The following is a 20,130-nucleotide window of genomic DNA, read 5'->3' as shown; positions in this document are numbered from 1 at the left end:
GACCTCACCTCCTGTCGTGCGCGGCGAGCGATTCCAGATCGGTGAAGAAGTCCGGGTAGGTCTTGGCCACGCAGCCCGGGTCGAGGATCTCGGTGCCCGGCACCCGCAACCCGATCAGCGACAGGCTCATCGCCATCCGGTGGTCCTCGTACGTCTGGAAGGCGGTCGGCCGCGGGAGGCCCGGCGTGATCGTGAAGCCGTCCTCGTCTTCGGTGGCGTCGATGCCGGCCCGCCGCAGCTCGGTCACCACCGCGGCCACCCGGTTGGTCTCCTTGCCGCGGATGAAGCCGATGCCGCGCACCCGGGTCGGCGAGTCGGCGAAGACGGCGACGGCCGCGAGCGTCTGCGCCGTGTCCGAGATGTCGGCCATGTCGACGTCGACACCGCGTAGTGCGCCCGACGAGCTGACCGTCAGCGAGTCCGCGGTCCGCGACACCGAGGCGCCCATCCGCTCCAGCACGTCGGCGAACCGCACGTCCCCTTGCAGGCTGCCGGTGCCGAGCCCGTCGACCGTCACCCGCCCGCCGGCGATGGCGGCCGCGCCCAGAAAGTACGACGCGGTGCTGGCATCGGGCTCGATGTCGTAGTGGCGGGCCCGGTAGCCTCCCGGCCGCACCGAAAGCCCGTCGACGCTCACACCGAACGCGGCCATCACCGACTTGGTCATCTCCACGTACGGCACGGACACCAGCTCCGAGGTCACCGAGACCTCGAGGCCGTCACGCATGAGCGGTCCGGCCATCAGCAGGCCGGACAGGAACTGGCTGGAGACGTGGCCGCTGACCCGCACCGGCCCGCCACGCATCGGGCCGCTGACCGCGGCGGGCAGGAAGCCCGGCTCGGCGAGCTCCTCGACGGTGGCGCCGAGCTGCCGCAGCGCGTCAAGGACCGGGCCGAACGGGCGGGCGCGCAGCTGCGGCGCTCCGTCGACGACCGTGCGCGTGCCGAACAGCGCCGCAGCGGGAAGGACGAAACGGGAGGTCGTGCCGGACTGCCGCGCGAAGATCACGGCGTCCGGCGCCGGCGAGCCGCCGCCGCGTACCACCAGGGTGCGGGCGTCGGGGTCGGCCGTGACCGCCGCTCCCAGGGCGACCACCGCGTCGGTCATGGCCCGGGTGTCGTCCGCGAACAGCGCCCCCGTCAGCGTGGACCGGCCCGGGGCGAGCGCGGCGCACAGTAGTGCCCGGTTGGTGATGCTCTTGGAACCCGGCGGGCGCACCACCGCGTCGAGCTGGCAGGTCAGCGGGTTTACGGCACGCGATCGGGTCACGCGGACATTGTCGCTTACGGCCGCGCCTGGCCCGATCCCCCGGCCGGCGCGTAGGACCAGACCTCGCTGTGCACCCCGATCGGTGGCGGCGGGGCGTCGCCACCGCGCTCGGCGGCCGAGCGGTGCCCGTGGGCGAACGCCGGTGAGCTGACCCACGCCTGGAACGCCTCCTCGTCGCGCCAGCGGGTGACGACGAGCCAGGTCGTCCGCTCGTCTGTCGGCCGGAGCAGCTCGAAGCCTTCGAACCCGTCCTGGTCGTCGACGGCCCCGGCCCGCGCGGCGAACCGGCGTGCCAGCTCGTCGCCGCTGTCGGCCGGCACGGTGATGGCATTGATCTTGACGATGGTCATGCGGCCATTCTCTCAAGCCGCGAGCGGACCGGTCACGACGCCGGACCGGCGGCGAGACGCCGGTAGTGGCCGGGCGCGTCGCCGAACTCGCGCTTGAAGGCCCGGGCGAAAGCGAACTGCGACGTGTACCCGGCGTCTTTGGCGATCGCGCTGAGCGGTGCGTCGGACTCACGCAGCCGCCGTGCCGCGGTCGTCATGCGCCACCAGGTCAGATAGGACAGCGGCGGCTGGCCGACGGTGTCGGTGAACCGGCGCGCGAAGGTGGCCCGGGACATGCCCGCCCGCCTCGCCAGCTCCGCCACGGTCCAGGGCCGCGACGGTCCACTGTGGATCTCCTGCAGGGCGCTCCGGATCGGCTGGTCGCGCAGCGCCAGCACCCATCCGGTCGGGTTGGCGCCGGCGGCCTGGTCGTCAAACCAGGCCCGCAGGATGTAGAGCAGCAACAGGTCGACCAGCATGGGCACGCCGGAGCCGGAGCCGAAGCCGGGCGTGTCGAGCTCGCGGCCGAGCAGGTCGACAGCGGCGCGCAGTGACGGGTGCCGGCCGAGCCGGCTGGGCAGGTGGATGACCTCGGGCAGCTGGGCGAGCAAGGGATGCGGGCGGGCGAGATCCAGGTGATAGGCCCCGCAGAGCAGCACGGTCCGGATGTCCTGGCCACCGCCCGCGTCCAGCGGGTCGGCGGGTGGAAACGGGCCGAGCGCGGTGCCCGGGTCGTCGGCAAGCCCGTGGCGGCGCCCGCTGCGCAGGAAGACGACGTCACCGGTGCCCAGCGGGACGGCAGGTCCGAGCGGCGGCAGCAGCCAGCACGAACCCTGCAGCACCACGTGGAAGCCGGCGCCGGGGATCTTGTCGAACCGCAGCCCCCACGGCGGGCGCAGCCGGGTGAGCGTCGAGCCGGGTCGCGCCACCCGCATCGCGGCCAGGGCGTCGCCGAGCAGGTCCACCAGGTGATGGTAACGAACATCTCGGCGCTGAGACGCACAGCAATAAAACCCGGACGTACTGTGCTGGAACGTCTCACGAAGGCGCCATACGGTCGAACGATGTCAACCACCATGAACGCGATCCGGTTCCACGACTTCGGCGGCCCGGAGGTGCTGGAGGTCGCGCAGGTCGCCCGGCCCGTCGCCGGCCCGGCCGACGTGCTCGTCGAGGTGCGGGCGGCCAGCGTCAACCCGGCGGACTGGAAGATCCGGTCCGGCGTGGCCGCGCTGCCGGTGACCCTGCCCTTCACACCCGGCTTCGACCTCGCCGGCGTCGTCGTGGCCGCCGGCGACCGGGTCACCCGCTTTCGACCGGGCGACGAGGTCTTCGGGATGCCGGCGCCATTCGTCGGCCCGTACGCCGACTATGTGCGGGCACCGGCCGCCGACCTCGCCGCCAAGCCCCGCGCGCTGTCGCACGCCGAGGCGGCCGCCGTGTCCGCGGTCGGGCTGACCGCGTGGCAGGCCCTGGTCGGCATCGCCGAAGTGGGCGCCGGCCAGCGGATCCTCGTGCACGCGGCGGCCGGCGGGGTCGGCCACGTCGCCGTCCAGATCGCCAAGGCCCGCGGCGCGTACGTGATCGGCACCGCCCGCACCGCGAACCACCCCTTCCTGCGCGACCTCGGCGCCGACGAGCTTGTCGACCACACCCTCGAAGACTTCACCGACGCCGTGCGGGACGTCGACGTGGTGCTGGACAACATCGGTGACGCCTACGGCGCCAGGTCCCTCGACACGCTGGCGCCCGGCGGCCTGCTGGTCAGCGCGATCTGGGACCACCCCGGCGTGACCGAGGACGACGCCGCACGGCGGGGTGTCCGCTTCGAGACCGTCAAGGTCGCTCCTTCCGCCGCCGACCTCGAGGAACTCGGCAAGCTCACCGACCGCGGCCTCGTCAGGGTCCACATTGAACAGACATTGCCGCTGCGCGAGGTCGCCGAGGGCCACCGGCTGAGCCAGACCGGTCGGGTACGCGGCAAGCTCGTGCTCGTGCCGTGAGCACCGTCAGACCGTGGCGATCGTGAAGGCCACCCGGTTGTCCTTGGCGTTGGTGTCGCCGGTCTCGGAGACGTGGGCGTACTGCGAGACCGGGTGTCCGAGGTCCGGGTCGGCGCCGCCCGGTATCTCGAACAGGAACATGTGTTCCCGGGATGTCCCGGCCTCAAGGGCGGCGTAGCTGCAGTGGACGACGCTGTAGGTCACCTCGCCGCCGCCGGCCGCTTCCCGCTCGGGCTCGCCGTACCGGCAGTTCTCCCACGAACCGCTGCCCATCTGGACGTCCGGCGGGATCGCGGCCAGCCACCGCAGCGTCAGGGTGCCGGCCGGTGCCGCCGCCCTGCCGTTGTTGCAGACCGTGATGGCGATGTCGCCGCGCCGCGCCTGCCCTTCGGCGGGCGCCGGGCCCAGGGTGAGCGGGGTGGCGACCACGGACAGGTCGACGCCGTTGCGCGCGGTCTTCGCCGTGCACGAAGGCCTGGCCGGCTGCGTGACCGTGCCGACCGCCTCGGCCGGCCGGTTCTTGAACAGCGCGCGGTTGTTGCCGGTGTCCACGTCACCGCCCGCGGGCGCCTCCGCGTACTGCTCGATCGGGCGCTCGAAACCCGGGTCGTCCTCGCCGGGCATGTCGAACAGGAACATCCGCTCCCAGGCCGTCCTCGGGGGAAGGGCGGGATGGTCGCAGTGCACGACGGTGTACGTCACGCCGCCGGCGCTCTCCGGCTCGCCGGCCCGGCAGTCCCGCCACGAGCCGCTGCCCAGCGGGACGTCCGGTGTGACAGTGGCGAGCCAGCGCAGGGTCAAGGTGCCCGCGGGTGCCGCCGCGCGGCCGGCGCTGCAGACCTCGACGACCATGTCGCCCCGCCGCCGCTTGCCCGCCGCGCCGTCGAAGACCGGGCCCATCGCGATGTCCGTGGCGGTCACGGAGACGTCGACACCCTGCCGCGCGGCGCTCGACGGGCAGCTACCCAGCACCTCCGGCTCGGACGGCGTACGCGACTCGACCGGCGTGGCCTCGGGCGTGCCGACCGGCTCGCCGCGCGCGAGCACCGCCGGCGTCACGGCGAGCGCGGTGGCCAGCAGGCTGGCGGCGACAAGCCCGGTGGCCCGCCGCCGCCGTCGCCGCCGGACGGTGGCCTCGACCGCCACGAGGCGGCCCGGTGGCGGGCCGGGCACCAGGACCCGGAGATCGGTGAACGCCGACCGCACCAGAGCTTCGTCGTCGAGAGGGTCAGTCATCACCCGTCTCCTTTCCGGTTTCTCGCAGATGGCTTGCCAGTGCGGTCCGGCCCCGGTGCAGCCACGACTTGACGGTGCCTGGCGCGACGTTCTCCTGCTGTGCGATCTCCGCGATGGGCAGGTCCGCCAGGTAGTAGAGGATGACCGCCCGCCGCTGCCGCGGTGGCAGCTGCGCCAACGCGGCCGCCAGCGCCACCCGGTCCGGGCCGGGCCCCTCCACCGCCTGGACCCGCTGCCGCCGCAGGAAGTCCGCCGCGACCCGAAGCCGGCGCCAGCGGTTGCGGGCCAGGTTCCACGCGACCAGGCGAACCCAGGCCACCGGGTTGTCGTGCACGCGGACCCTGCTCCACCGGCTCAACGCCCGGCAGAACGCCTCGTGCACCAGGTCTTCAGCGACCGCGAGGTCGCCGGTGTAGGCGAACAGCTGCACGGTAAGGCTGTGCACGTGCGCCGCGTACAGCTCCGCGAACCCGTCCGCCGCACCCGGCGTCACCTGCGGCTTCGCGGTCGCTGGCCCCTTCACGATCGTCAACAGTCCCTCCCCGGCCGGCGGCCCGCTCTGGCGGGTGCCGCACGTAGAACCACCGGGAGGTGGAGAAGGTTGCAGCCGTCTTCGGCCTCAATCGCTTTCCAGGAACGCTGACAGCGTCTCGAGGTACGCGTCCGGAACGGTCTCGTGGACCAGGTGGCCGGCGTCGACCGTGACCAGTCGGGCGTCGGCGAGGCGATCGGCGAGCTCGGCGACGTGCCGCTGCGGGACCGGGCTCGCCGCTCCGCCCGCGATGAGCAGTGTGGGCGCCGTGATCCGGGCGACGATGCCGGCCCACCCCGGGTCCGGATCGTCGATCTCGGGCCGGACCTGCTCCACCACGCGCCAGTCGAACGGCAGGTCTCCCGCGGGACGGGCGGGGTGTCCCGGCGGTCGAGGGTGCGGGAAGCCGATGTCTTCCAGCACGAGCCTGCGGACGTGCCGCGGCCGGTCGGCGGCCACCGCGCAGGCCACCAGACCGCCGAGGGAGTGCCCGACCAGGTCCACCGCGCCGGCGTCCAACCTGTCCAGGATGCCGGCGACGTCCTGCGCGAGAAGGCCCAGGCTGTACGTGCCGGGCCAGTCGCTGGCGCCGTGACCCCGCAGGTCGACGGCGTACACCGTCCGCTTCGCGCACAGGCCCGAGGCGATCGTGTCCCAGTCGCGCGCGGTCTTTCCGGTGGCCGGCAGCAGTACCGCTGGCGCCGTTGGCGCCGCGGTCGCCGCGCCCTGGTCGTCGGGCCGCCACACCCGCAACGAGAGCCTGAGCTCCCCGACCGTGACGTCCATCAGCGCAGGCACACTGCGAGCCTGACCAACCGCCGCCTCGGGCTCAAGCAATTCCGCCACGAGCAGAGCGCGCTATGCGGGTGAGGTCCTCGGAGACCTGCCAGATCCGCCGGGCGTCGTCCTCGCCGCGGAGCCGGGAGTAGATGGGCTGTTCGGCCGGCCCGCCGGACAGGTGCTGGAAACCGCTGGGACCGTAGAAGCGACCGCCGCGTGCGTCCGGGGAGGTCGCGGCGTACAGGGCCGGCAGTGCCGCGCTCTCGACCGTGCCGAGGATGCCGCGGCGGGACAGCACGCGGATCAGGCGCACGCCGGCGGTGTCCCGCGCCCGGCCCACCTCGGGGCGCGCGGCCAGAAGGCTGGTGGGCGCGACACCGGGGTGGGCGATGTTGCTGGTGATGCCCCAGCCGGCGGCCCGGCTGCGCCGGTCCAGTTCCAGACCGAACAGGCCGAACGCGATCTTGGATTGGCTGTACGCGCGCCGGCCGTTGTAGGACCGTTCCCAGTTGAGGTCGTCCCAGTTGATGGCGTTCCCGTTCGCGGCGACGCTGAGCTGGGAGGTCACCCGGGCGCCTCCCGCGCGCAGCAGCGGCAGCAGGTGGGAGACCAGGGCGAAGTGCCCCAGGTGGTTGCTGCCGAACTGCAGCTCGAACCCGTCTTCGGTGGTCTGCCGCTCCGGTGGCGTCATCACGCCGGCGTTGTTGATCAGGATGTGGATCGGGCGGTCCTCGCCGATTAGGGTGGCGCCCAACGCGGCGACGGACCGCAGCGACGACAGGTCGAGGTCCCGCAGGGACAGCGTGGCCTTCGGGTACCGCTGCTTGATCTTCGCGACCGCCGCTTCTCCCTTGCGGCGGTTGCGTACGGGCATGACGACCTCGGCACCCGAGGCGGCCAGGCGGGCCGCCAGGACAAGTCCCACGCCATCGCTGGCGCCGGTGACGACGGCAAGCTTTCCGGAAAGGTCGGGAACGGTGATGTCCGGTCGTGTGCGTGCCATGCCTCGTCCTCGCTTGTCTGAGTCGGTTGCGACTCAAGGCTGCGCCGCATCACGAGGGTTATCCACGGCCTCACAATCCGAGGCTGCGCCCCGGCGCCGGTGGTAGAACGAAAGGGACGCCGGTACCCCAGGAAGGAGGCAGCCGTGATCGACCGAGCCGGGCTTGCCGACTTCCTGCGGCACCGCCGGGAGTCACTGCAGCCGGAGGACGTCGGTCTGCCGCGCGGGCGGCGGCGCAGGACCGCCGGCCTGCGCCGCGAAGAGGTCGCCGCCCTCTGCCACATCTCCGCCGACTACTACAGCCGGCTGGAGCGGGAGCGCGGCCCTCACCCGTCCGAGCAGATGATCGCCTCGATCGCGCAGGGCCTGCACCTGTCCCTCGACGAGCGCGACCACCTGTTTCGCCTCGCCGGTCACCGCCCGCCCACGCGGGGCGCGACGAGCGAGCACATCAGTCCCGGCCTGTTGCGCATCTTCGACCGGCTCACCGACACGCCGGCCGAGATCGTCACCGAGCTGGGCGAGACCCTGCGGCAGACCGCGCTCGGCGTCGCGCTCACCGGCGACCTCACGCGTTACACCGGGCCTTCCCGCAGCATCGGCTACCGCTGGTTCACCGATCCGGACACCCGCGCGCTGTACCACCCCGACGACCACGAGCTGCACTCCCGCGTCTTCGCCTCGGGGCTACGCAGGCTGGTCACCCTCCGCGGACCCGACTCGCCGGCCGCTCACCTGCTGCGGCTGCTGACCGCCCGCAGCGAAGAGTTTCGCGCCGTATGGGACGAGCACGAAATCGGCGTCAGCTACAACGACCGCAAGCGCTACGTACACCCCGAGGTCGGCGCTCTCGAGCTCAACTGCCAGATACTTCTCGACCCCGACCAGTCGCATTCTCTGCTGGTCTACACAGCCGTACCCGGCAGCGAAAGCCACGAGAAGCTTCAGCTTCTCTCCGTGATCGGGTCACAGCAACTAGCCGGGGCGAGCCTTAAACCCTAGTCGGTCTGGTCGTCGACGGTGGCGCCGCCGGCCTTGGACTTGATGGACTCGATGGTGTCCATCGCGGACTGCTTGCGGGTGTAGGTCTCGCTGGTGGCGACGACCTGGCCGTTGGACGCGACCAGGTTGAACCGGAACTGCCCGCTCGTGGTCTTCTTGACCTCAAACTTCATCGCCCCTCCTCGGGTTTGGCATCGCTCTGCGTCACTGTTTCCCAGACGCTCGTGGCGAAACCTGCCGCGCGCCCGACTCAGCGAGCGTCCCTGGTCCGTCAGTCCTCCGGGGTCTCGGTGGTCTCGACGCGCGCGATGAGCAGCTTCAGCCGCCCGATCTCGTCGGCGAGCGCCGCGCTGCCGGCGGCGGTGAGGGTGATCCAGGTGCGGCCGCGCCGGCCGGCGTAGCCCTTTTCGACCTCGACAAGGCCGGCGGTCTCCAGCACGCCGAGGTGCTGGGAGAGGTTGCCGGCGGTGAGCTGCAGCTGGGTGCGCAGGTAGCCAAACTCCACCCGGCGCGCCTCGTGCGTGATCGTGAGGATGCCGAGCCGGACCCGCTGGTGCACCACGTCGTCGAGGCCGGTGACCGGATGCGGGGTCTCGGTCTCGTCCGGGGCCGGTGCTTCGGCGGGGCCGCTCACCGGGGCCGCCGCAGCCGCTGTGCCAGCGCGAAGCCGGCGCTGCCGAGCAGCAGCAGGCCGCCGTTGATGACCAGCTGCGGCGCGAACGCCCACAGTGGACCCCAGCCCACGCCCCACCCGAAGTTGACCGGCACCAGCACCACCACCAGGTATACGGAGGCGAACAGCAGCAGCGCGGCCCGCCGCTCCAGCCAGGCCAGCACGAGCAGCGCCAGCCCGATCACGCCGGTCGGGTCGAGCAGCCGGAGCAGGAACTGGACGGAGGTGGGCGGGGCGTCCGGGAAGTACGGGTGGTCGAGGATGCTCCACGTCACCGAGACGGCGGCGGACAGCGCGATGAGGGCGACGCCGGCGAGCACGTACGGCAGCACGCGGCTGCCCAGGCCCCGTGCACGGGCGACCCGCAGGTAGCCGGCGGCAATCACCACGTAGGCCGCCGCCAGCGCCGTCCACCAGTAGAGCAGCGCGGCCTGGTAGCGGGCCTTGCACACCTGGCCGTCGGCCAGCGCCCGGCAGTCGGTGAGGACCGGCTCGGTGAACCGGTACACGAGGATCGCCCCGAACGTCACCAGGGCCAGTGCCAGCAGCGGCAGCCACGTCACCCGCTGGTCAAGGCGCACGCGGCGGGCGAGGTCGCGGGCATCGGCCAGCAGCCGGCGCGGATCGGCACCGGCGGGGATCGAGTCAGCGGTCATGCCAATAGGTTTCCATCACAAACCTATTTGCGCTAGTACCAATTTTGCGGCGCCTCCGCTGTCGTTAACCGGGCGCGCGGCCGTGCTGGACCAGCAGTGCCGCCACGGGGTCGGTGGAGACCGGCGTTTCTCCAGAGCGAGGCCGACCGGGGTGCCTGCCGGGCCACACCTGGAACTCGGCCACGGGCGCGGCCACCGCCGCTGTGTCACCGGTCGGGGCCGCGCAGGTGCGCGCTCAGCGTCGGCGGAAACGGCTGGCTGCGGCAGGAGCGCGGAGTCCACAGTGACCGATCCGGCTGTCCGATCCCGCACCGGCGCGAGCCAGCATGTCGCGGGTCTGCGGCCAGATGCAGGCGCCTCGCTTGCCAGACCTCACCCTACGCGCGTTGCGGCGCACGGGATTGCCGAGTCCCGCAACAGCGCATCCGCTTGCGGCGTAGGCTAAGTGGGCGCTGTCCCCGAAGTAAGGGGGCCAGGATGGCTGACGCGAAGCGCGAGCGGGAAAAGTGCGATCTCATCATGAAGGGCGGAATCACCAGCGGTGTGGCCTATCCCGCCGCGGTGATGCGCCTGAGCCAGCGCTACGACTTCGCCTCGATCGGTGGTTCCTCCGCGGGAGCGATCGCGGCGGCGGTTACGGCAGCGGCCCAGTTCGCCCGTAATGACAAAGGGTTTGAGCGCCTCGACGACGTGCGGCGCGAGCTGCAGACGCCGGATCTGATGCCACGGCTGTTTCAGGCGACGAAGGAGTCTCGCCCGCTGCTCAACCTGATGCTTGCGGCCCAGACTGCCAAACCCTGGTGGCGGAAGGTGAGAGTGTTCGCTCACCGGGTGCTCGGCAGGCTCGCGCTGCCGGCGGCGGTGTGGCTCAGCGCCGGGTTCGCCGTGCTGGCCCTGCTGCTCGGGCGGGCGGGCGCCACCTGGTCGTCGTTCACCTGGCGTGCGTACGTGTTGCTTGGGTTCGTGTTGCTGTTCCTCTTCGTTCTGGCGCTGGTCGGCCAGATCGCCTTGCGGTTGGGGCGAGCCGTCACGACCTACCTGCCGACCAGCAACTACGGCATGTGCCTGGGCCTGTCGGAGCAGGCGGGCGACCCACCACCGCCCGCCCTCACCGAGTGGCTGCACCAGAAGATCCAGGGCATCGCGGGGCTCGACGCCGGCGAGCCGTTGACCTTCCGCGCGTTGCGGGACAAGGGCATCAGGCTGACGATGACAACGACCAACCTGACCTGGAGCCGGCCGGTGCGCCTGCCCTGCGACGACCAGACCTACTACCTGGACGTCGACGAGTTCCGGGCGCTCTTTCCCGAGCCGGTGATCGCCCACCTCGTGGCGTGCGGTCAGGAGCGGGCACAAACCTTTCCCACGCCGGAGGGCGAGCGCACGTTGCTGCCGTTGCCGGGACTGGACCTGCCGGTCATCGTGGCCACCCGGATGAGCCTGTCGTTTCCCGTGCTGCTGGCGGCCGTGCCGCTGTGGGCCGAAGACCCCGACGGTACGGCCCGCCGGCACTGGTTCTCCGACGGCGGCATCAGCAGCAACTTCCCGATCCACCTCTTCGACGCCTGGGTGCCGACCCGGCCGACGTTCGGCCTGAACCTCGTCCAGATCGACCGAAACAACCCCAGCAAAGAGGCGGCCGACTACGTCCAGACCTATATGGACGGACCGCCCCGCCGACCACCGTGCCGATCCGTTCGTTGGCCGGCTTCCTGGGGCAGATCGTGGCCACGATGCAAAACTGGCGCGACACGCTCCAGTCCGAGCTGACCGGCTTCCACGACCGGATCGCGCACATCGAGCTGTCGTCGAAAGAGGGCGGGCTGAACATCACGATGCCGGCCGACGTGATCGCGTTCATCGACGAGAAGGGCGCTCGCGCCGGCGAAGAGCTGCGTGACGACTTCGTCTGGGAAAAGCATCAGGCGCGGCGGTACGAGGTTTTCATGGGCATGCTCCAGGACGGCCTGTCGCCGCCGCAGGGAGACAGAGCCGGCCGGCCCGGACAGTCCAGGACGCGTGGAACGCGGGACTGGCGGACCGGATCGCTTGCTACGCGCAACAGCCGCCGGCGGGTGGACGGCTCCCCGAGTGGTACGCCGCCGCCGGGCCGGCCACCGCTGCACTCCTCCGGGACGCGGACCAGTGGCTGGGAACCCTCCCGCCGACCGACGGGGATGACGCGACCGTCGAGCTGAAGTTCCGACCCGACCAGCCGCTCAGGCCGCCCGCCTGCATGCGTATCTCGCCGGACGTGTAGCCATGACCGCCCTGACCGTGGTGATGGCGGCCGCGCTGGTGGTCGGAAGCTGGCCGCTGGCGATGATGCACCGCGCGGAGCGGATCATGCGGGGCACCGGCGGTCCGGGCATCGTGCCGTTCGAGCTCGCCGAGAGCCCACGCGAGGCCGACCGCTACATGCGGGCGTGGGGCACGACCGGCCGGCGGGCGGCACGGCAGTCCATCCACTGGGACTTTCCGTTCATCGCGGTGTACGTGACGCTGCTCGCCGCCGCCGCGCTGCACGTGGCCGACCGCGCCGACGCCGCTGGCTATTCCGTCCTCTTGGTGATCGCGTGGGGCGCGGCCATCCTCGCCGTGGCGGCCGGCGTGCTGGACGTCGTCGAAAACGTCGTCCTGCTGCGCACCCTGAGCGAGCACGACGGCGTACACGCCGTGCCCCGAGGACGGATCCGCGTGGCCCGGTTGTGCGCGCAGGTGAAGTTCGCCTTCGTCAGCGTCGTGGGCGTAGCCGTCCTGGCCGGGTTCGGCATCGTCCAGCTGTCCCGGCATCCGACCTCCGACGCGACCGTCCTCGCGCTGCTGATCGCGACGGGGGTGGCCGCCGGCGTGTTCACGCTGCTGATCCGCAGGCGTCCGAGGCCCCAGCAGCCGTCGGTCCCGGAAACGACGGGGCTGGCCGAGAGTCAGTGACCGAAACGGGCCCAGCCCTTCGCCGTCGTCGTCCAGTGTCACGGTCACCGACACGCGCCCGTAGCGGACGTCGGCGGCGGGGCCGTCGACGGCCAGGGGCTCGGACACGGCGGCGGGCGTCAGCCGCGGGCCGTCACCCGCTCGTAGCCGGCGTCCGACCACGCGACGATGGCGCCGCCGGTCCGGTCGTCTGGAGGGCGCCCACGGTGCCGACCGACGAGATGCGGCGCCCCACCACCACGCCGTCCTGCTGCCACGCCACGGCCGCGTCGCCGTCGTCACCGGTGGCCAGCTCGACGAGCTGCCCACCGGTGACAGAGTCAGGATCGGCCCGAGCGGACCGCCGCCGGCCGGGGCGATCCGCGCCTGCGCCTGGAAATAGCAGTACGGCTTGGTCTCGTCGCAGCCCGCCCACACCAGCAGGGCGTCGCCCTGCCTGTCGAACGCGACGGTCGGCGAGTCCTGCCCCGACCAGCCGGCGGCGCTGACCTGCTGTATCGGCGTCCACGTGGCCGCCGAGGCCGGCGTTGCCACAAGGACCGACGCACCGGCGGCGCCGCAGGCCACCGCCCAGGCGGGCCGCATGCGCCACCCCTCGCCAAACCCGAATGCACCCCGCATGGCACGTCCCAGAATCGACGATCCTCCGTGGCGTGCCCGATCATCCCCGCTTCGGCGGATGTCGCCCGGTGAGCGAGCAGCAGGCGGTGGGCGTCCAGAGTGGACACCCACCACCGCTGTGGAACGCTGTCAGTCGACGATGGACAGCTCGAACGACACCGCGTCCCTACCCGTGGCGACAGCGCCGCCCGCACAGGCGGTCACCTCGGTGATCTCCGGGTCCAGGACGAAGGTCTGGTCGATGCCGCCGTCGGTCGCGGTGTAGAGCACCGCCCAGTTTCCCTCGTAGTTGTTTGTGGAGCCGGTGACGGAGATGATCCAGCCGGTCCGGCCGGTGCCGGTGCCGACCAGCCGGATCGTGTCGCCGGGAGACACCGGGGTACGGTCGCCGCAGGCCTGGGCGTTCAGCGACAGGTTCGCCGTCTCCGGGCCGAGGTCGCTCACTGCGGTGGAGCTCGTCGAGGTGAGCAGGGCCTGGTAGTGGGTCACGCTGAAGACGCTGACCTTCATGATCTTGTGGACGACCACGCACGCCCGGTACACGAAGGTGCCGGACGCGGTGGGCGAGATGGTCTTGTCGATGGGCGTCTGCGCCCCGCTCCGCGCACCCGCGGGAGCTCTGAAGACGACGGTCTCCGGCCCACCCATGGTGCTCGACCGCAGCACCGTCCACTCACCGGTGCCGTTGGTGAAGAACCCGGTCAGCCGCGCCCCGTTGTCCGACTGCACGGAGTCGGTACACCGGCTGTCGCCGACGCCCAAGGTCTGCCCGGTGGCGATGCCGGCCGCGCCGGCCGGTGCCGTGGTCGCGGCCAGCAGCAGCGCGGTGGCCGCCACGCACACACCCGCCCGTATCCAGGTCTTTTTCCTCATCAATCCTCCTCGCGGGGTTAATGCCTCGCGATCAAACATGCCGGCCAGGCGTTAAGGACTCGTCAAGGTTGGCTGGGGAGCACGGTGGGCGGCGGCACATAGAATCGGTGCCGCTCGCCGCTGCCGGACGATAGGTGACCCGATGACCCAGGCTGAGACGCTCGTACCCGTGGAAGCCGGCGGCCGGACGGTCTACCTGGCGGCTTCGGGCGGCGCCGCCCGGCCCGGCGCCGAGGTGGAGATCGCTGCCCGCCGCCCCACGCTTGACCGTGGAGGAGTTCCAGGCCGCCCGGTACGCGAGCGCCGGCCGCCTGCTCATGACCTGTGCCCGCGCGTTCGGCTTCCCGACGCCCTCACGTTGCTCGCCGCCGTGGGCAGCGGCGGTGTCAGCGCGGACGACCTGGTAGACCGATTGATCGCCGACGCGGACCGCCACGACCGGACGCCCTGACTCGGTTGCGGGTACGAACGCGACCTGCCACTGTGGACATCGTGTGGAAGCGGCTCGCCGCGTACGCGGCGCTCGGCCTGTTGGCCGCCTGCACCACACCGGCTGCTCCTCCCGCTCCCCTGCCCGCGCCCGTGGTCCCTTCGTCGTCGCCCGCGCCACCCTCCCCACCGCCGCTCCCCCGGTCAGTCCGGCGCCGACTCGGCCGACACTGATCGTCTTCGCGAGGATCGAGTGGGACACCGACCGAGGTTTCATCGGCGAGGTCACGACGCCGGAGCAGCTGGCCCGGATGCGCCTGCGCTCCGGCCGTGAGGCGACGGTCAGCGCGGGCGTCCTGCCGTACCAGCGGCCCGGCGTGCGCGTGTTCGTCTACGAAGGACTCGACGGGTGCTCGAACGAGGACGCCACGCTGCGCATCGCACCACCCGTGATGTTTCCCGAGCTACCGTTCGTGGCCAACTGCATGGTGCCGCAGTGGTACCTCGTGGTCTTCGCCGTCCCCACCAAGCTCGTGCCCGACCCGCTCGACATCGGCTGCGCTCCCGGCCCGATCACCTGCCCACGGCGCGGGCCACCTCGCTAGCTGGCCTCGCGACCGAACTGCCGGGGATGTAACGCCCGCCGCGCGTTCGTCGTTCTTTCCCGATGTGCCCGGCGGCACGCGTCGCGCGGCCGCCGGACATGTAGTTGTTCGCTTACGGGGAGGAGTGGTCGTGCGCCGCATGGCAAAGCTGGGCATACCTTTTTGGGCGCGGGTCGCGGGCATCGGGACCGCCGTCGCGCTGGCACTCGGTGGAGGCGTCGCCTTGGCGCGCGACGGCCAGCCGGGCGATGGCGTCGCCCGCGGCAAGGAGTCGGTGTCCGTCAAGGCAGCACCCGCCGCCGGCGCGACGTCCCCGAAGCCGGGGAAGAAGCCGCGCCCGACACCCACGCCGACGTCGAGTCCGACGCCCACCGCGGCGCCCACGCCGACGGCGCCCACGCCCGCGCCCGGCGCAGGCATCAACGTCCAGATCCCGCTGCCAGGGTTCGACTTCCCGAACCGCTTCGGTGAGATCCTCGTGGACGAAGCCCGTGGCCAGATCTACATCACCGGCGGCCGGGGCACCGACGATCTCGTCGTCACCGACCTTGACGGCAACATCGTGCGCCGGGTGAGTGGCATCCCGGGCGCCGCGGGATGGCGCTGAGCCCGGACGGTACCAAGCTCTACGTCACCGCCGGTGACCAGTGGTGGATCACGATCGTCGACCTGACGACCTACGAGACCGGCGGGCTCTTCGCCGGACAGACCGACGGGTCCAACACCTGCCCGCGCGACGTGGCCTTCGCCGCCGGGCAGCTCTGGTTCTCCTGGGGATGCGACAACGCCCCGGCCAACATCGGCAGGATCGACCCGGAGACCCGCCTGTACGACCTGAGCGCCACAGTGGTGGACTCGCGGATCGGCACCGCACCGCTGCTGACCACCGTCCCGGGCCAGCCGAACATCATCATCGCCGGCGAGACCGGCAGCAACCCGGCCAACCTGTACCGCTTCGAGGCCACCTCCACCGAGCTGGTCCAGCGGGCGTGGCGGCGTACCGACGGGGGCTCGGTGCGGCAGCTGGCGGTCACCCCGGACGGCAGCCAGGTGATCGTTCCCTCCGGCGCGCCGTACTACCACCCGGTGCTGAACACCACCGACCTCGCCGAGGTGCACCGGTACCCGACCGTCCCGTACCCCAACGCGGTCGCCATCCGCGGCGACGGCCTGGTCGTCGCCGGTGCCAACGCGGCGTACGAAGAGGACGTGTGGGTCTTCGAGCCCGGCGGGACCACGCCGATCGCCACGTTCGAGTTCGGGCACCTGCCCAACCAGGAGACGTGGGCGCACACCCTCGTCGACGGCGGGCTCGCCGTGCATGGCGACCGCGTCTACGCGGTCACCGAGCAGTCGTCCGAGCCCAACATGGTGACGCTGCGAATCCGGGAGCTGCCCTAGAAGATCCGGCCTGTCGCTGCGGTCCGGACTACAGGTTGCCCGCGGTTGCCGCCTCACCCTCCGTGGTCGCCCAGCCCAACCCCTGAGCCCGTTCCAGCAGATCTTGGCAAGTTAGCGTTGAGATATCGCGCTAACTCACCAAGATTCGAAGCTCACACCGCCTGCACCTGATCGGCAGTCACGGAGCGCGACGACGGCGCCGAACTGCGGGCGGACCCGCAAGGCTGTCACTGCGGCGCGGACACCGTGAGTCTCCACGATCTGCGGGAGCGGGGTGAGCTGGGCGACCGCGGAGGGTGAGGCCGCGGGAGCAACGGTCCGGACCACCGCGGACATCGCGGTAGCTCGCATCGGTTTCGGGGTTGGGTCTTCTGAAGGCCGTCCGGGGTCGGCGGTTAATGGCGGGGCCGGCCACGGGCTGTGCGGTACGATTCGGGTCGCGAAAAGGCGTTGATGGGACGAGTACCGCTGAACGCAGCTGGCAGCGACCCGGGGATGGTGTGAGCCCGGGAGCGTGCGCGGCGGGAAGATCACCCCGGAGCCGGTTCGTGGCACGGCCTTGAGAGGGCCGCGGAGGTTGCGCGGTCAAGGAGGGTGGTACCGCGGGGCCCTGGCGGCCTCGTCCCTCCGTTGGTGAGCACGCCTGACGGAGGAGCCGATTCGATGTACCGACCCGTGCCGGCGCAGGTCGACCTGCCCGCCCTCGACCACGAGGTGCTGCGCTTCTGGCGCGCCAACAGCGTCTTCGCCCGCAGCCTCGCGCAGTCCGAGGGGCGGCCCCACTGGGTCTTCTACGAGGGGCCGCCGACCGCCAACGGGATGCCCGGCACCCACCACATCGAGGCGCGGGTCTTCAAGGACGTGTTCCCGCGCTACCGGACGATGAAGGGTTTCCACGTCCCGCGCAAGGCCGGGTGGGACTGCCACGGGCTGCCGGTGGAGCTGGCCGTGGAGAAGGAGCTCGGCTTCGCCGGCAAGCGGGACATCGAGGCGTACGGGATCGCCGAGTTCAACGCCAGGTGCCGCGAGTCGGTGACCCGCCACACCGACGCGTTCGCCGAGCTGACCGAGCGCATGGGCTACTGGGTCGACATGGACGACGCGTACCGCACGATGGACCCCGAGTACATCGAGTCCGTGTGGTGGTCGCTGAAGCAGATCTTCGACAAGGGGCTGCTGGTCGAGGACTTCCGGGTGGCGCCGTGGTGCCCGCGCGACCAGACCGCGCTGTCCGACCACGAGCTGGCGCAGGGCTACGAGATCGACCGCGACCCGTCCGTCTACGTGCGCCTCCCGCTGTTGTCCGGCCCGCTGGCCGGCGAGGCTTCGCTGCTGGTGTGGACGACCACCCCGTGGACGCTCGTCTCGAACACGGCCGTGGCGGTGCACCCCGAGGTCACCTACGTCGTGGCCACCGACGGCACCGAGCGGCTCGTGGTGGCCGAGGCGCTTGTCGAACAGGCGCTGGGCGAGGGCTGGACGCCCACCGGCCAGAGCTTCTCCGGCAAGCAGCTGGAGCACTGGCGGTACCGGCGGCCGTTCGACCTGGTCGACATCCCGGAGGCGCACATCGTGATCCTGGCCGGCTACGTCACCGTCGACAGTGGGACGGGCCTGGTCCACCAGGCGCCCGCGTTCGGCGCGGACGACCTGGCCAGCTGCCGCGCGTACGGGCTGCCGATGGTCAACCCCGTCCGCCCCGACGGCACGTTCGCACCGGACGTCCCGCTCGTGGGCGGAAAGTTCTTCAAGGACGCGGACGCGCCGCTCGTCGCCGACCTGCGCGAGCGCGGGCTGCTGTTCCGGGAGCAGACCTACGAGCACAGTTACCCGCACTGCTGGCGCTGCCACACGCCGCTGATCTACTACGCGCAGCCGTCCTGGTACGTGCGTACCACCGAGATCCGGGACCAGCTGCTGCGCGAGAACGAGCGCACCAACTGGCAGCCCGAGACGATCAAATACGGCCGGTACGGCGACTGGCTCAACAACAACGTCGACTGGGCGCTGTCGCGCTCGCGGTACTGGGGCACTCCCCTGCCCATCTGGCGCTGCCCGGACGGTCACCTCACCTGTGTCGGCTCGCTCGCCGAGCTGGGTGAGCTGGCCGGCCGGGACCTGTCCGGCCTCGATCCGCACCGCCCGTTCGTCGACGGCGTCACGGTGACCTGCCGCTGCGGGGCGACGGCCGCCCGGGTGCCCGAGGTCATCGACGCCTGGTACGACTCCGGCGCCATGCCGTTCGCCCAGTTCGGCTACCCCCACCGCGACAAGGAGCAGCAGTTCGAGCGCGGCTACCCCGCGCAGTTCATCTGCGAGGCGATCGACCAGACCCGCGGCTGGTTCTACACGCTGATGGCCATCGGCACGCTCGTGTTCGACCGCTCCGCGTACGAGAACGTGGTGGTTCTCGGCCACATCCTGGCCGAGGACGGCCGCAAGATGTCCAAGCACCTGGGCAACATCCTGGAGCCGATCCCGCTGCTGGAGCGGCACGGCGCCGACGCCGTGCGGTGGTACATGGCGGCGGCCGGGTCCCCCTGGGCGGCCCGCCGGGTGGGGCACGCGACGCTGCAGGAGGTCGTCCGCAAGACGCTGCTGACCTACTGGAACACGGTCGCCTTCCAGGCCCTCTACGGGCGCACGGCCGGCTGGACACCGTCGGCCGCGGACCCGGCCCCGGCCGACCGGCCGGCGCTGGACCGGTGGGTGCTGTCCGAGGTCAACCTCCTGGTCCGCCGGGTGGACGCGGCGATGACCGCGTTCGACACCCAGGAGGCCGGCAACCTGCTGGCCGCGTTCGTCGACGACCTTTCCAATTGGTACGTGCGCCGCAGCCGCCGCCGCTTCTGGCGCGGCGACCCGGCCGCCCTGGCCACCCTGCACGACGCCCTGCGCACGGTGACACTGCTGCTCGCGCCGATCGTCCCGTTCGTCACCGAGCGCGTCTGGCAGGACCTGGTCGTCGCCGTCGATCCCGCGGCGGCCGCGTCGGTGCACCTCGCCGCCTACCCCGAGGCCGACGGGTCGCTGATCGACCCGGACCTTGGCGAGCAGATGGCGCTGACCCGCCGCCTGGTCGAGCTCGGCCGCACCGCCCGGGCCGAGTCCGGCGTCAAGACCCGGCAGCCGCTGGCCCGCTCGCTCGCGTCGGCCAAGGGCTTCGCCACGCTCGACCCGGAGCTCGTCGCGGAGATCGCGGCAGAGCTCAACGTCGCCGCGGTGCTGCCCGTCAGCGCCTCCGAAGAGTCTCTTGTGGACACCACCGCGAAGGCGAACTTCCGGACGCTCGGCAAGCGGTTCGGCAAGCGCGTGCAGGCGGTGGCCAAGGCGATCGCCGCCGCGGACGCCGCCGCGCTCAAGCGCGACCTGGCCGCCGGCACCGCCAGCGTGACCGTCGACGGCGAGCCGATCGCCCTCGGCCCCGACGAGGTCGTCGTCACCGAGACACCGCGCGAGGGTTGGGCCGTCGCCTCGGACGCCGGCGCCAGCCTGGCCCTCGACCTGCACCTCACGCCAGAGCTGCGCCGGTCCGGGCTGGCGCGGGACGCGATCCGGCTCGTGCAGGAGGCGCGCAAGTCCAGCGGGCTGGAGGTCACCGACCGGATCGAGCTGCGGTACCAGGCCACCGGCGACCTCGCGGCCGCGCTCGCCGAGCACCGCGATCTCGTGGCCGAGGAGGTGCTGGCGACGAGCTTCGCGCCCGGGGCGCCGGACTGGCCGGCACCGGCACACCAGGACGCCGGACTGGACCTCACCTTCTGGCTCCGAAAGGCGCTTTAG

General features: G+C 71.7%; 21 protein-coding genes. 10 read left to right on the top strand and 11 right to left on the bottom strand.

Annotation, left to right across the window (positions count from 1 at the left end; translation table 11 throughout):
• Positions 1-4 precede the first annotated feature (4 nt).
• Genes aroA through Phou_RS26335 form a run of 3 tightly spaced genes read right to left on the bottom strand, consistent with a single transcriptional unit; the run spans position 5 to position 2,564 of the window.
• Positions 5-1,270, bottom strand: coding sequence for a 3-phosphoshikimate 1-carboxyvinyltransferase (aroA, locus tag Phou_RS26345; protein WP_218579204.1), 1,266 nt, complete (start codon positions 1,268-1,270; stop codon positions 5-7).
• 14 nt (positions 1,271-1,284) lie between these two features.
• Positions 1,285-1,620 (bottom strand): antibiotic biosynthesis monooxygenase family protein, encoded by a 336-nt coding sequence (locus Phou_RS26340; protein WP_173060218.1) that lies wholly within the window; start codon positions 1,618-1,620, stop codon positions 1,285-1,287.
• A gap of 32 nt (positions 1,621-1,652) precedes the next feature.
• Positions 1,653-2,564 (bottom strand): AraC family transcriptional regulator, encoded by a 912-nt coding sequence (locus tag Phou_RS26335; RefSeq protein WP_173060215.1) that lies wholly within the window; start codon positions 2,562-2,564, stop codon positions 1,653-1,655.
• Positions 2,565-2,663: 99 nt separating this feature from the next.
• Here Phou_RS26335 and Phou_RS26330 point away from each other — a divergent pair, with 99 nt between their 5' ends.
• Positions 2,664-3,602 (top strand): NADP-dependent oxidoreductase, encoded by a 939-nt coding sequence (locus Phou_RS26330; protein ID WP_173060212.1) that lies wholly within the window; start codon positions 2,664-2,666, stop codon positions 3,600-3,602.
• A gap of 6 nt (positions 3,603-3,608) precedes the next feature.
• Here Phou_RS26330 and Phou_RS26325 read toward each other — a convergent pair whose 3' ends face one another.
• From Phou_RS26325 to Phou_RS26310, 4 genes are all read right to left on the bottom strand, one after another.
• Positions 3,609-4,838 carry a hypothetical protein gene (locus tag Phou_RS26325; RefSeq protein ID WP_173060209.1) on the bottom strand — a complete coding sequence of 410 codons (1,230 nt, stop codon included), beginning with the start codon at positions 4,836-4,838 and terminating at the stop codon, positions 3,609-3,611.
• Positions 4,831-5,364, bottom strand: a complete 534-nt coding sequence (locus tag Phou_RS26320; protein ID WP_173064531.1) for an RNA polymerase sigma factor — start codon at positions 5,362-5,364, stop codon at positions 4,831-4,833. Before Phou_RS26320 ends, Phou_RS26325 begins: the two co-directional genes overlap by 8 nt.
• 93 nt (positions 5,365-5,457) lie before the next feature.
• Positions 5,458-6,168 (bottom strand): alpha/beta fold hydrolase, encoded by a 711-nt coding sequence (locus Phou_RS26315; RefSeq protein WP_173060206.1) that lies wholly within the window; start codon positions 6,166-6,168, stop codon positions 5,458-5,460.
• 31 nt (positions 6,169-6,199) lie between these two features.
• Positions 6,200-7,153: an SDR family oxidoreductase gene (locus Phou_RS26310; RefSeq protein ID WP_173060203.1), complete on the bottom strand. Its 954-nt coding sequence runs from the start codon at positions 7,151-7,153 to the stop codon at positions 6,200-6,202.
• A 144-nt stretch (positions 7,154-7,297) separates the two neighbouring features.
• Here Phou_RS26310 and Phou_RS26305 point away from each other — a divergent pair, with 144 nt between their 5' ends.
• Entirely contained in the window at positions 7,298-8,155 is an 858-nt protein-coding gene (locus Phou_RS26305) for a helix-turn-helix transcriptional regulator (RefSeq protein ID WP_173060200.1), read from the top strand.
• On the opposite strand, the gene Phou_RS26300 is transcribed toward Phou_RS26305, so the two are convergent.
• The 3 genes from Phou_RS26300 to Phou_RS26290 all read right to left on the bottom strand — a co-directional run bounded on the left by Phou_RS26300 (position 8,152) and on the right by Phou_RS26290 (position 9,484).
• On the bottom strand, positions 8,152-8,328 hold the full coding sequence (locus tag Phou_RS26300; protein WP_173060197.1) for a YegP family protein: 177 nt from the start codon (positions 8,326-8,328) through the stop codon (positions 8,152-8,154). The two genes, Phou_RS26305 and Phou_RS26300, sit on opposite strands and share 4 nt — an antisense overlap.
• 98 nt (positions 8,329-8,426) lie before the next feature.
• The gene (locus Phou_RS26295) at positions 8,427-8,789 is read right to left on the bottom strand and encodes a transcriptional regulator (RefSeq protein WP_173060194.1); all 363 of its coding nucleotides are present in this window, start codon (positions 8,787-8,789) and stop codon (positions 8,427-8,429) included.
• On the bottom strand, positions 8,786-9,484 hold the full coding sequence (locus Phou_RS26290; RefSeq protein WP_173060191.1) for a hypothetical protein: 699 nt from the start codon (positions 9,482-9,484) through the stop codon (positions 8,786-8,788). The genes Phou_RS26295 and Phou_RS26290 overlap by 4 nt, the downstream gene beginning before the upstream one ends.
• 477 nt (positions 9,485-9,961) lie before the next feature.
• Here Phou_RS26290 and Phou_RS26285 point away from each other — a divergent pair, with 477 nt between their 5' ends.
• From Phou_RS26285 to Phou_RS26275, 3 genes are all read left to right on the top strand, one after another.
• A complete protein-coding gene (locus tag Phou_RS26285; RefSeq protein ID WP_173060188.1) occupies positions 9,962-11,254 on the top strand; it encodes a patatin-like phospholipase domain-containing protein in 1,293 nt (430 codons plus the stop codon).
• Positions 11,218-11,682, top strand: a complete 465-nt coding sequence (locus Phou_RS26280) for a hypothetical protein (RefSeq protein ID WP_173060185.1) — start codon at positions 11,218-11,220, stop codon at positions 11,680-11,682. The genes Phou_RS26285 and Phou_RS26280 overlap by 37 nt, the downstream gene beginning before the upstream one ends.
• Positions 11,683-11,746: 64 nt before the next feature.
• On the top strand, positions 11,747-12,418 hold the full coding sequence (locus tag Phou_RS26275) for a hypothetical protein (RefSeq protein ID WP_173060182.1): 672 nt from the start codon (positions 11,747-11,749) through the stop codon (positions 12,416-12,418).
• A gap of 750 nt (positions 12,419-13,168) precedes the next feature.
• Here Phou_RS26275 and Phou_RS26270 read toward each other — a convergent pair.
• The gene (locus tag Phou_RS26270; RefSeq protein WP_173060179.1) at positions 13,169-13,912 is read right to left on the bottom strand and encodes a hypothetical protein; all 744 of its coding nucleotides are present in this window, start codon (positions 13,910-13,912) and stop codon (positions 13,169-13,171) included.
• Positions 13,913-14,054: 142 nt separating this feature from the next.
• Here Phou_RS26270 and Phou_RS26265 point away from each other — a divergent pair, with 142 nt between their 5' ends.
• The 5 genes from Phou_RS26265 (at position 14,055) to ileS (ending at position 20,130) form a co-directional block, all read left to right on the top strand.
• Positions 14,055-14,363 (top strand): hypothetical protein, encoded by a 309-nt coding sequence (locus tag Phou_RS26265; RefSeq protein WP_173060176.1) that lies wholly within the window; start codon positions 14,055-14,057, stop codon positions 14,361-14,363.
• Between the two features lie 43 nt (positions 14,364-14,406).
• Positions 14,407-14,946, top strand: a complete 540-nt coding sequence (locus Phou_RS26260; protein ID WP_173060173.1) for a hypothetical protein — start codon at positions 14,407-14,409, stop codon at positions 14,944-14,946.
• Positions 14,947-15,076: 130 nt separating this feature from the next.
• Complete coding sequence (locus tag Phou_RS26255) at positions 15,077-15,553, top strand: hypothetical protein (RefSeq protein WP_173058954.1); 477 nt, start codon at positions 15,077-15,079, stop codon at positions 15,551-15,553.
• Entirely contained in the window at positions 15,544-16,347 is an 804-nt protein-coding gene (locus tag Phou_RS26250; RefSeq protein WP_173060170.1) for a WD40 repeat domain-containing protein, read from the top strand. The genes Phou_RS26255 and Phou_RS26250 overlap by 10 nt, the downstream gene beginning before the upstream one ends.
• Before the next feature lie 663 nt (positions 16,348-17,010).
• Positions 17,011-20,130 (top strand): isoleucine--tRNA ligase, encoded by a 3,120-nt coding sequence (ileS, locus tag Phou_RS26245; protein WP_173060166.1) that lies wholly within the window; start codon positions 17,011-17,013, stop codon positions 20,128-20,130.

Origin of the sequence: Phytohabitans houttuyneae (genome assembly GCF_011764425.1) — a bacterium.
In the GTDB taxonomy this organism is placed as follows: domain Bacteria; phylum Actinomycetota; class Actinomycetes; order Mycobacteriales; family Micromonosporaceae; genus Phytohabitans; species Phytohabitans houttuyneae.
The sequence above is the reverse complement of the archived record's forward strand: the minus strand, read 5'-3'. Positions and strand labels throughout refer to the sequence as shown.